This is a genomic window from uncultured Aureimonas sp., assembly GCF_913775355.1.
In the GTDB taxonomy this organism is placed as follows: domain Bacteria; phylum Pseudomonadota; class Alphaproteobacteria; order Rhizobiales; family Rhizobiaceae; genus Aureimonas.
Map to the genome: position 1 here is coordinate 1 of NZ_CAJYIU010000160.1, position 11,565 is coordinate 11,565.

Sequence of the window (11,565 nt, forward strand, 5' to 3'; positions counted from 1 at the left end):
GCACGGCGTTCGGCTCGGCGGATCGCATCGAGGGCTTCGCCGTCGGTGACGACATCCTCGACTTCGGCCTCGCGGCGGGCTCCGCCACGACGTTCGCGACCGGAACGGCCTCGACCTACGACGCCGCCCTCGTGAACGCCAACGCGGCCTTCGCGAACGCCTCGGGTCCGTCGCTCTACAGCTTCCAGACGGTTGGCGCCGACGGCTGGCTCTTCGTCGACAGCGACCAGAACGGCACCGCCGATCTGGTGGTGCAGCTGGCCGGCGTGACCAACCTCGCGGCCTCGGACATCGTCTGACGCCACGCTCCACGGCAGGCCGCCCCGTGCGGCCTGCCGATCCCGACAGGGTGCCCTCCTAGGATCCCCACGATACCTCCAAGTCTGGTCGCCCTGCGCGCCCGCTCCCGCCCAAAGGGAGCGGGCGCACTCGTTTGGATCGCGCGTTTTCTCCGGGCCCCTTCGCCCCGCTGACGTGCGCGCGGTCCGAGCGGATCGACCGCTCGTCATCATCCTCCGGACGCCGGCTATGCGCCGGGGTGCATCCGCTCCTTGCCGCATTGCAAGTCGGTCACAATGCTACTGCATCGCTTCCTTCCCGCGCCTTGCAACGAGGCGGCATCACCTCCGTGCCGACCAGCCAATCCGGTTGGAAAGCGCTCTCGCCAACGTGCTCGTGTCCGACAGCGCCGAACGACGAACTCACCGATGCGTCCCGACGGCCGAACTCCGGCGTTGACGCGGGTGAGAAGGCGACAGGCGAGACGATCGCTCTTGATGCCGGCACGGGCCATGAGTGCGGCGAAAATTCAGACCATGCGCTGCTGTCAGGCCGACTGACCTCGATAATGATCCGCCCGGCCGGCTGCGGGCGCGGAAGCGGAAGCGGAAGCGGAAGCGGAAGCGGAAGCGTGCCTCAAGCGGATATCGCCCAGACGGTCAATGCCTCCTGAAGTGTGCATCGAGAGGTGCGAACGGCCGTCGATCGAGGTCCGTCATCCAGCCTGGGTTCTAGGTCCGGAACGAATCTGTTCGCGCGACATCGACGGGTTGATGGCGTTCAACGACGAAGCCAACCCCTTGCGTCGGGTGGGACGTCAGAAGTCGGCGCTGGTGCCCCCTGCCAAGGGGCTCAGGCGCGCGCGGCCGGTGTCAGTGCGATGAAGCCTCACCCTCAAGGGCGCCATCATCCCGGACGTCTCTTCCCGGAGTGCATCCGGAAAGTTCCGTGAGGATCGACGGGGAAGCTCGGTCATTTCAGAAGGTGCAAACCCCGGCCTTCGCCGGCGGGACCGTCAGTGAAGGGAACGGCGAGACGGACCCGCCGAGCCGATCCCGTGCGCGTTCCGGCCGGGCCCTGAGGTTCTAGCCGGACCGAGATCGGGAACGCCCGCGATCGCCGGTCGACGCAGCCTGCAGCCGCGCACGTCGTTTCCCCGCCGCCAGTTCGGCAGGGGCGGACGTCAGTCAGAACCGTGGCGACGAAGCCGTCGACCTGCTGTCCTTCAGGAGTTGGGTAATGCGAGGGCCAAGGAATCCTGATCTCGCCCGTCCAGAGCGGTCGGTAAAAAGGTCGCTGACACAAGCCTGCCTCCTTCGCACCTCGAAGATATCTCGGAGAGGCGTCGGTTCCACGGAACGAACGACGCCGGCGCATAGGCCGGCGTTCTGATCCCATCCCTTGCGCACCCCGGATGGCACGGGCGTGGCGTCCCTACTGCTCGGGCCCGCCTTCGATTTCGGCGATCGCATAATCGATCATGCCGGCGATCGCGCTGTGGTCGCGGCGGAGAAGTTCGCGGGCGAGGGACAGGAGGTAGACGGCAGTCCGCTCGTCGACCTGCCGCGACGACTGCGCCTCGCCGGCTCGATCGAAGCCGCCCGCCTCGTCGCCGGAAACGGTGTCGGACCCGTTCGACCCCAGCTTGTAACCGATCGTCATGGTCGCCCCTCCAAACCCTGTCGACGACGCGCAGCCCGAGGGATGTTCGCCCTGCCAGTTCATTCTCTCTCCCTGCCGTCCCGAGATCATCGCCCACAACTCGCGCTTCGCCTCGAAAGCAACAATAGGTTGCATGACAGCCTGATTGCAACCGTTTCCGAGAGCCTTCCGCTACGGGAGGTCCAGCCAGGCGGCAGCGATGCAAATCGGCAACCTTTGTTGACCGCGGCCGACTCCCATGTCCGCGACGGGTCACCCAAGGGTTTGCGCCGCCGGAACGACAAAGGGCCCGGCACAGGCGTGCCGGGCCCTTCTTGTTGGATGATCGGCGAGCGCGCCGCGCGCTAGTTGTCGGAACCGACCAGAGCCGGCGAGCGCTCGTCGCCGCCTTCGCCCTCGTCCTTCTTGCGGCGGGGCTTGGTGACACGGCGCTTCGGCGCCGCCTCGTCCTCGCCGGTCGGTGTCGCCTCGACGGCGGCGGCGGGCCGTGCCGCGCGGCGACGGGCCGGCGCGGCCTCCTCGGCCGGTGCCGGAGCCGCGGGCGCGGCGACCGGCTCGGACGCGGCCGCCGGTGCCTCGTCGGTCGGAGCCTCGCGGCGGCGGCGGCCGCGACCGCGCGCCTCGCCGGCCGCTCCGTCGATCGATGCGGTCTCGGGTGCTGCCACCGGCGCCTGCGGCGCAACAGGCTCGGCCGCGGTGACGGGCTGGGGAGCGGGGGCCGCCGGGGGAACCGGCATCGGCGCAGCCGTCTCGGCAGGGTTCTCGGCAGCCGGCACTTCGGTGCGCGGCTCGTCGTCGCCATGACGCTGGCGGCCGAAACGCTCCTCGAAGCGGCGCTCGCCGCTGCGGTCGTTCATGCGGGCGCGCTCGCGGCGGCTCTCGCGCCGGCTGCCCTCGAAGCGCTGGCCGTCCTGGCGGGGCGCCGCGCCCTCGCTCTCGGACTCGAACGCCTGCGGGAAGGGCTGCGGGCCCGTTCCGGGGTGACGCTGGTCGCGGTCGCGACGATCCTCGCGGTTCTGGCCATCCCGGTTCTGGCCGTCCCGGTTTTGCCCATCGCGATAGTTGCCCTCGCGGGCGAAGCCGTCGCGATTCTGGCCGTCCCGGTTCTGATGGTCGCGGTTCTGGCCTTCGCGGTTCTGGAACGGCCGGTCCCCGCGATTGTCGCGGTTGTCGCGGCGGTCGCCGCGGCCGTTCTGGTTGTCGCGGAAGTTCTGGCGCTCGCCCTGCGGGCGGTCTCCGCCCTGGCGCTCGCCGCCGTGCTGGCGATCGCCCTGGCCCGGCTGGCGGTCGCCCTGGTAAGCGATCGGCTGGCGGTCCTGGCCGCCGGCGTAGGGCTGGCCGAGACCCATGTCGGCGCCCTGCGCCTCGTCGCCGTCCTCCTCGTCGAAGTCGGCATAGTCGCGCTCGGGCTGGCTCGGCTGGAACTGCCCCTGCGCGGCGGCCACGATGCGGCCGTAGTGCTCGGCGTGCTGGAGGTAGTTCTCAGCCATGACCCGGTCGCCGGCCGCGGCCGCGTCGCGCGCCAGCGTCGTGTACTTGTCGGCGATGTGCTGGGCCGTACCGCGGATCTTGACGTCGGGACCGTTGGACTCGAAGCTCCGCGACAGCGGATTGGGGCCCTTGCGCTGCCCGCGTCCGCGCATGCGCTGCTTGTTCTGCTGCTGCTGTCCTGGCCTCATGCTCATCCTGTTTTCTGGATCGTCCGGCGTCCCGGGCCGGGTCTTCCTTTGCGTCGCGAGCGAGCTTCGCATCGCCTCGCGGGGGAACTGTCTGGCACCCGGCCGCCCGGCTCCGAGGATCCGGCTGGCAATGCCCTTCATGGAAGCTTTCTGTCCGGTGCGGCGCCATCCCTGGCCGTCTTGCCGAACGGGGCGGCGGCGTTCGAGCGTCCTGCCTGGAGCGCGTTCCGAAGCCGAGGTCGGGGGACAAACCCCTCGCGTCATCCGCCTTTGCTTCGAAACACTAGTGGCTCGCCCCTCCGCTCACAAGGGGCAAAGGGCCGAAGACCTTGCAAATCATGCGATCCGCGCCTCGTTTTCCCCATCGCTGTCGCGCCGGAACCACAGGGCGCGCACGATGCCGGGGAGATCGCTTCGCCATTCCATCGCATGGAACCCGGCCGCCTCGGCCAGCCGCGCCACGTCGTGTTCCTGTCCCCGGCCGATTTCGAGCAGCAGTTCGCCGCCGGCCGGCAGCAGACGCGCGGCCTCCTCGACGATCCGGCGATAGGCGTCGAGACCGTCGGCGCCGCCGTCGAGCGCAAGCGCCGGGTCGAATCGCCGGACGCCGGGGTCGAGGCCGTCGAGATCGGCGGTCGGGATATAGGGCGGGTTGGACACCACCGCATCGAGCGGCGGCCGGAGCGCCGAAAGATAGTCCGCCCGCAGCGGCCAGAAGCGGTCGGCGACGCCTGCGGCCCCGGCATTGCGAACGGCCGTCGCCAGCGCCCCTTCCGACAGGTCGATCGCGATGCCGCGCGCCTGCGGAAGGCGCGACAGGAGGCACACGGCGATCGCCCCGGTGCCGGTGCCGACATCGGCAAAGAGAAGCGGCCCGCCGCCCCGGCGCGCCAGCACCTCGCAGGCGAGATCCACCAGCGCTTCGGTATCGGGCCGGGGCTCCAGCGTGTCGGGCGACAGGGCGAACTCGTGCTCGCCGAAGGCCCGATGCCCGAGGATGCGATGCACCGGCTCGAAGGCGAGGCGACGCTCGGCCATCGCCTCGATCCGCGCCGCAGCCTCGGTGTCGACCGGATCGCCGGCGCGCAGGATCAGGCCGGCCGCATCGAGCTCGAGCGCGGCGGCGACGAGCAGGCGGGCGTCGAGGTCCGCACTTGCGATGTTCGCGGCACGCAGCCGCGCGCGCAGGTCGCCGAGGAGGCTGCTGACGGTCGGCGGCACGGTCACCGGCGGCTCAGTCGCCCATGGCGGCGAGGCGCGCGGCCTGGTCGTCGGCGACCAGCGCCTCGACCAGTTCGTCCATGTCGCCTTCGATCACGCGGTCGAGCTTGTAGAGCGTCAGGTTGATGCGGTGGTCGGTGACGCGCCCCTGCGGGAAGTTGTAGGTGCGGATGCGCTCGGACCGGTCGCCTGAGCCGACCTGCGCGCGGCGGTCGGCCGAGCGCTCGGCGTCGATGCGCGAGCGCTCCATGTCGAAGAGGCGGGCGCGCAGCACCTGCATGGCGCGGGCGCGGTTCTGGTGCTGCGATTTCTCCGACGAGGTGACGACGATGCTGGTCGGCAGGTGGGTGATGCGCACGGCGGAATCGGTCGTGTTGACGTGCTGGCCGCCGGCTCCCGACGAGCGCATCGTGTCGATGCGGATGTCCTCGTTGCGGATCGCGATGTCGACCTCCTCGGCCTCCGGCAGCACCGCGACGGTGGCGGCCGAGGTGTGGATGCGCCCGGCCGACTCGGTGGCGGGCACGCGCTGCACGCGGTGGACGCCGGATTCGAACTTCAGGCGCGAGAAGACGCCCTGCCCGGTCACCGAGGCGATCACCTCGCGGTAGCCGCCGGCCTCGCCCTCCGACGCCTCCATGATCTCGACGCGCCAGCCGCGCCCTTCGGCGTAGCGCTGGTACATGCGGAAGAGATCGCCCGCGAAGAGGCCGGCCTCCGAGCCGCCGGTGCCGGCGCGAATCTCCAGGATCGCGCCCTTGGCGTCGGCCGCGTCCTTCGGCAGGAGGAGGACGAGAAGCTCCTTCGACAGGGCTTCGAGCCGCTTCTCGACGTCGCCGATCTCGGCGCTGGCGAGATCGCGCATCTCGCGGTCGGACGACGGGTCCGCCAGCATCTCGCGAAGGCCCGCGAGCTCGGCTTCGGCCGCGCGATAGGCGCGGATGCCGGCGACGACGTCCTCCAGCCCCGCATATTCGGCGGCGAGCCTGGCATAGGTCTCGTGGTCGGGTCCGGACGCCATCTCCGAGGACAGCTGATCCGAGCGCCGGAGGATCTCGGTCATCGTGTCGGCGGGAAGAATGGCCATGCGTGTCGTCCGGTCCGGGCGCGCCGGACCGTGCGGCCCGGCAGCGACCCTCTCAATGGGGAATGGCGTGCGCCTGCGCGTAGGCTTCCAGCATCTGCCGGAAGGTCTGGCGCGGGTGACGTTCGGCGAGATGGGCGGTGATCGTGCGGTGCAGGTCCTCGGCGTCGAGCTCGAGCAGCATCGCCTTCACCGGCCCGATCGCCGACGAGGTCATGGATATGGACCGGAAGCCCAGTCCGATCAACGCCATCGCCGAGAGCGGGCGTCCCGCCATCTCGCCGCAGAGCGTGACGGATACGGAGTGGCGCTGCCCGGCGTCGAGGATCTCGCGCAGCGCCCGCATGAAGGGCGAGGAGAGATCGTCGAAGCGTCCCGAGATCTGCGCGTTGCCGCGATCGACCGCGCAGAAGAACTGGAACAGGTCGTTGGAGCCGATCGAGACGAAGTCGACGAGCTGCATCAGCTCGTCGAGCTGGAAGAGGAGCGAGGGCACCTCGATCATCGCTCCGAGCTTCAGCCGCCGCGGCATCGCATGGGCGAAACGCGTAAGGTGCTTGAACTCGCGGCTGATGAGATCGCGCGCCTGGCGCAGTTCCTCGAGGTCGGTGACCATCGGGAACATGACGCGCAGCTCGCGCCCCGCCGACGCCTTGAGGAGCGCGCGCAGCTGGGTGCGCATCAGGCCGGGCCGGTCGAGCGCGAGACGCAGCGCACGGTATCCAAGCGCCGGGTTCTCCTCCGGCGACTGGTGGAGGTAGGGCAGCACCTTGTCGCCGCCGACATCGAGCGTGCGGAAGGTGACCGGCTTGCCGTCGGCCGCATCCAGCACCGCCGAATAGAGGCGCTCCTGGTCGCTGGTCTTGGGCATGGTCGAGGCGATCATGAACTGCAGCTCGGTGCGGAACAGGCCGATGCCCGCCGCGCCCGCCGCCTCGACCTGCGGCAGGTCGACGAGGAGGCCGGCGTTCATGAGGAGGGCCACGTCCTGTCCGTCGCGCGTGCGGGCCGGCACGTCGCGCAGCGCCTGATAGCGCTGCTGGCGCTTGGCGCGGAACTGGACGCGCTCGACGAAGACCTTCTCGACGTCGGCGGGCGGGCGCAGGTGCACCGCCCCCTCCTCGCCGTCGACGATGATCGCATCGCCCTTCTCGGCCATCGAGACGGCGCCCTTGGCCTGCCCGACGACCGGGATGCCAAGCGCGCGCGCCACGATCACGACGTGGCTGGTCGCCCCACCCTCTTCGAGCACGAGGCCGCGGATCTGCTCGCGCCGGTAGTCCAGAAGCTCGGCCGCGCCCATGGAGCGCGCGACGATCACGACGTCGCCCGCGACGCCGTCGCCGAACATGTCGCCGGCGCGCCCCATCAGCTGGCGCAGGAGGCGGTTGGCGAGATCGTCGAAGTCGTGCAGCCGCTCGCGCAGGAACGGGTCGGAGGCGTGCATCATGCGCGCGCGCATGTCGTTCTGCACCTTCTCGACCGAGGCTTCGGCGGTCAGGCCGTTGCGCACGGCCTCCTCCAGCCGGCGCACCCAGCCGCGGTCGTGCGCGAACATGCGGTAGGCTTCGAGCACGGCGCGGTGCTCGCCCTCCACCGCCATGTCGCGGCGCTGGAGCATGTCCTCGATCGAGATGCGCAGCGAGGACACGGCCTTCTCGAGGCGCGCGACCTCGGCCTCGGCATCCTCGTTGAAGAGGTTGGTGACGACGACGCGCGGCTCGTGGAGGATCACGTGGCCGAGCCCGATCCCGTCGGCGAGCGCCAGCCCCTCGAAGTGGACGGGACGCGACAGGTCGAGGACGACGCCGGGGCGCGACAGGCCCTCGAGGCTGCCGGCAGCGATCATCTCGGCGACCACCATGGCGACCGTCTCGAGCGCCTCGGTCTCCTCGTCGCGATAGATGCGCTTTTCCTTGTTCTGGACGACGAGGACGCCGAGCGTGCGGCCCGCGCGCAGGATCGGCACGCCCATGAACGAGTAGAAGATCTCTTCGCCGGTCTCCGGCAGGTAGGTGAAGGCGGGGTGCTTCTGCGCGTCCTGGAGATTGAGCGCGCGGGCGGTGGCGGCGATCGTGCCGACCAGCCCCTCGCCGAGCCTCAGCTGGGCAAGGTGCACCGAGCCGGGATTCAGGCCTTGCGTCGCATAGAGCTCGAGGATGCCGTCGGCGCGCAGAACGTAGAGGGAGCAGACCTCGGCCACCATGTTGGCGGCGATCTGGCGCACGATCTCGTCGAGGCGCGCCTGCGCCTCGAGCGGTTCGGCCATGAGTTCCCTGATCCGGCGCAGAAGGATGCGCGGTCCCGAGGAGTCGCTTCGCATCAGGCACGTCTTCCGTCGGTCTGCGGTCGGTCCCGGCCCGACGGTTCGATCGGGCCGGAGGAGATTCGGGCGCCCTGGCGGCGCCGTGTGCTCAAGCTTTGTCGAGACCGTAGACGGAATGCAAGGTGCGCACCGCCAGTTCGGTATACTCGCCGTCGATCAGGATCGAGATCTTGATCTCCGAGGTCGTGATCGCGCGGATGTTGATGCCCCGTCCCGCCAGCGCCTTGAAGGCCGTGGCGGCGACGCCGGTGTGCGAGCGCATGCCGATGCCGATCACCGAGACCTTGGTGAGTCCGCGCTCGGACTGGACGACGTCGAAGCGCATCTCGGCCTTCGCGCCCTCGATCACCTGCGTCGCCTTGGCGAGGTCGCCGGCCGGCACGGTGAAGGTCATGTCGGTGCGCGTGCCGTCCTCCGAGACGTTCTGCACGATCATGTCGACGTTGACGCCGGCATCCGCCAGCGGCCCGAAGATGGCGGCGGCCACGCCCGGCTGGTCCTCGACGCGGCGCAGCGAGATCTGCGCCTCGTCCTTGGCGTAGGCGATGCCGGTGACGACCTGCTGTTCCACGATTTCATCCTCGTCGCAAATAAGGGTCCCCGGAGGGTTCAGGAAGTCGCCCATGCCCGGCGCGTCGGGGTCCTCGAAGGAGGACCGCACGAAGGTGCGCACCTTGTGGACCATGGCAAGCTCGACCGAGCGCACCTGCAGCACCTTGGCGCCGAGCGAGGCCATCTCGAGCATCTCCTCGAAGGAGACGCGGGCCATGCGCCGGGCTTTGGGCTCGATGCGCGGGTCGGTGGTGTAGACGCCGTCGACGTCGGTGTAGATGTCGCAGCGGTCGGCCTTCAGCGCCGCGGCCACCGCGACGGCCGACGTGTCCGAGCCGCCGCGCCCGAGGGTCGCGATGCGGTTGTCGGGCGCCAGCCCCTGGAAGCCGGCGATCACGGCGACCTGCCCCTCGCCGAAGCGGCGCACGATCTCGGAGCCGTCGATCTCCTGGATGCGCGCCGAGGCGTGGGCGCCGTCGGTGCGGATCGGGATCTGCCAGCCCTGCCAGGAGCGCGCGTTGATGCCCATCTGCTGCAGCGTGATCGCGAGGAGACCCGCCGTCACCTGCTCTCCGGAGGCGACCACCGCGTCGTACTCGCGCGCGTCGTGCATGGCGGAGGCCTGCGTGCACCAGCCGACGAGCTCGTTGGTCTTGCCCGACATGGCCGAGACGACCACGGCCACCTGGTGGCCCGCGTCCACCTCGCGTTTGACGTGGCGCGCGACGTTCCGGATCCGGTCGATGTCGGCGACGGAGGTGCCGCCGAATTTGAGAACGAGACGCGCCATGACTTCAGACCGATGTCGAGCGGGCCGCCCGCCGTTCGCTCTGCGGGCGTGCCCGTCCATTCAGGAGGGAACACGAGCGCCCGCTTCGATGCCGGTCCCCGATCGGCACGGCGAGCGGCCTCGGTTAGCCGAACCGGTGGTGGAGCGCAAGGCGAGGCGGGCCACCCTGTCGCGCTTGACTTCCCGCGGCCGGGCGGAACATGCCCGGCCAACACGTTTTTTCGGGCAACGGATGAGCACCATGAGCGAGGCACGGCAGACCACGATCGACGCCGGCGAGGTCGAGCGCTTCTCGAAGCTCGCCGCCGAATGGTGGAACCCGCGCGGCAAGTTCAAGCCGCTGCACAAGTTCAACCCGGTGCGCCTCGCCTACATCCGCGAGCAGGTCGGCCTCAACTTCGGTCGCGACCTCCAGTCGCTGAAGCCCTTCGAGGGCCTGCGCATGCTCGACATCGGCTGCGGCGGCGGCCTGATCTCCGAGCCGCTCGCGCGCCTCGGCGCCGAGGTCGTGGGCGCCGACGCATCGGCCACCAACATCGAGGTGGCGCGCCTCCACGCGGCGGAAAGCGGCGTTGCGGTGGACTACCGCGCCGAGACCGCGGAGGCGCTGCAGGAGGCCGGCGAGCGCTTCGACGTGGTGCTCGCGCTCGAGGTCGTCGAGCACGTCTCGGACGTGAACTACTTCCTGACCTCGGCCGCGCGCATGGTGAAGCCCGGCGGGCTGATCTTCGTAGCCACGATCAACCGCACGATGAAGGCGCTGACCTTCGCCATCGTCGGCGCGGAATACGTTCTCGGCTGGCTGCCGAAGGGCACGCACGAATACGCCAAGCTGGTGCGCCCCGGCGAGATCGACGCGCCGCTCGGCGCGGAAGGCTTCACGCGGATCGACCAGACCGGCGTCGTCTACCATCCGCTGGCCGACGCCTGGCGCCGGTCGCGCGACATGGACGTCAACTACATGGTCCTCTACCGCCGTCCCTGAGCCGGGCTCCGCCCCTCTTCCGGCGGCGAAGGCGATCTGATAGGGAATGCTTCCGTTGAAAGTCAGGTTTGATGTCGCCGGGCCTTCGGGCGCGGCGAAGGCCGGGAATTCTCGATGTCAGCATCCCTCGCGCGGCTTGCCTTTCCCTCCGACGAGGACCGCCGGGTCGTCGCCTTTCCGCGCTGCCCGACCGCCGAGCGCATCCATGTCGCCCGCACCCTGACGGACGATCAGCGGCTCGATCTGGAGCGCCTGCGCTGGCTCGCGCTGCGCTCGCAGCTCGCCCCGCGCGCCGATCTGGAACGCGCCTGCTACATCCTCGCCGGCCAGCCTACGGCCTCGCTCGACCGCCTCGCCACCGTGTTCTTCCGCGGCCTGTCCGAACGGGCATCGTCGGAGATGGTGATCTATCGCCCGGGCGCCGTGTCGGTGAGCGACGACGAATCCTGGCTCCTGCGCCTCGTCGCCGCCTGCCGCGACGGGCAGGACGCGGCGGCGGGCGCCCTCGTCGCCTGGCGCGTCGCCCCATCGGCCCGACGCTGGATGCGCTTCCTCTCGGCGGCCATGGTCCGCGCGCTGGACGCCGCCTGACCGGTGCGCCCCGGCCGGCCCCGCGAGTACGGTCGGCCTCTTCGGGATGCGCTTCATCCCGCCCTTTCCTGTTCCCTCCTGCGGCAGCGACCGATCGCGCATCCGCTCCGACGTGTCCCACGCGGAACGGCGCACCCGCCTCGTCCACCCGCTAGTTTAGAATGATTCAAAGAAGGCTTGAAACGGGTCGCCATCGCGTCTAGTTTGGAATCATTCCAATTCGCCCTCGCAACCCGCGGGCAAGCCCACGCGTTGAAACCGCAAACCTCAGGAGAAGCATCATGGGTCTGGTTGCCGCCAAGATCGAGCCGAGCGCCAAGGAAGAGATCGTCAACGGCCTGACGCAGGCGCTGGCCGAGACCGCGATCGAGACGCTCAAGGCGCAGAACTTCCACT

At 69.9% G+C, this 11,565-nt stretch carries 9 protein-coding genes; 3 read left to right on the plus strand and 6 right to left on the minus strand.

The window, feature by feature from the left end; all coding sequences use genetic code 11:
* The coding region (locus QZ753_RS10370; protein ID WP_294643444.1) for a hypothetical protein at positions 1-299 on the plus strand (299 nt) is incomplete at its 5' end.
* Positions 300-1,713: 1,414 nt separating this feature from the next.
* Here the strand turns inward: QZ753_RS10370 and QZ753_RS10375 are convergent.
* The 6 genes from QZ753_RS10375 to QZ753_RS10400 form a co-directional block, all read right to left on the minus strand.
* Positions 1,714-1,941 carry a hypothetical protein gene (locus QZ753_RS10375; protein WP_294643446.1) on the minus strand — a complete coding sequence of 76 codons (228 nt, stop codon included), beginning with the start codon at positions 1,939-1,941 and terminating at the stop codon, positions 1,714-1,716.
* A gap of 344 nt (positions 1,942-2,285) precedes the next feature.
* Positions 2,286-3,626 carry a DUF4167 domain-containing protein gene (locus tag QZ753_RS10380; RefSeq protein ID WP_294643448.1) on the minus strand — a complete coding sequence of 447 codons (1,341 nt, stop codon included), beginning with the start codon at positions 3,624-3,626 and terminating at the stop codon, positions 2,286-2,288.
* A gap of 330 nt (positions 3,627-3,956) precedes the next feature.
* Positions 3,957-4,847 (minus strand): peptide chain release factor N(5)-glutamine methyltransferase, encoded by an 891-nt coding sequence (gene prmC, locus QZ753_RS10385; RefSeq protein ID WP_294643450.1) that lies wholly within the window; start codon positions 4,845-4,847, stop codon positions 3,957-3,959.
* Between the two features lie 7 nt (positions 4,848-4,854).
* On the minus strand, positions 4,855-5,928 hold the full coding sequence (gene prfA / locus QZ753_RS10390) for a peptide chain release factor 1 (protein ID WP_294643451.1): 1,074 nt from the start codon (positions 5,926-5,928) through the stop codon (positions 4,855-4,857).
* A gap of 52 nt (positions 5,929-5,980) precedes the next feature.
* Positions 5,981-8,248 carry a phosphoenolpyruvate--protein phosphotransferase gene (gene ptsP, locus QZ753_RS10395; RefSeq protein WP_294643453.1) on the minus strand — a complete coding sequence of 756 codons (2,268 nt, stop codon included), beginning with the start codon at positions 8,246-8,248 and terminating at the stop codon, positions 5,981-5,983.
* A gap of 91 nt (positions 8,249-8,339) precedes the next feature.
* The gene (locus QZ753_RS10400; protein ID WP_055892160.1) at positions 8,340-9,593 is read right to left on the minus strand and encodes an aspartate kinase; all 1,254 of its coding nucleotides are present in this window, start codon (positions 9,591-9,593) and stop codon (positions 8,340-8,342) included.
* A gap of 241 nt (positions 9,594-9,834) precedes the next feature.
* Between QZ753_RS10400 and ubiG the strand changes: the two genes are divergently transcribed.
* Together ubiG and QZ753_RS10410 are read left to right on the plus strand one after the other, a co-directional pair.
* Positions 9,835-10,578 carry a bifunctional 2-polyprenyl-6-hydroxyphenol methylase/3-demethylubiquinol 3-O-methyltransferase UbiG gene (gene ubiG / locus QZ753_RS10405; protein WP_294643456.1) on the plus strand — a complete coding sequence of 248 codons (744 nt, stop codon included), beginning with the start codon at positions 9,835-9,837 and terminating at the stop codon, positions 10,576-10,578.
* Between the two features lie 114 nt (positions 10,579-10,692).
* Positions 10,693-11,169 carry a hypothetical protein gene (locus tag QZ753_RS10410; protein WP_294643457.1) on the plus strand — a complete coding sequence of 159 codons (477 nt, stop codon included), beginning with the start codon at positions 10,693-10,695 and terminating at the stop codon, positions 11,167-11,169.
* Positions 11,170-11,565 lie beyond the last annotated feature (396 nt).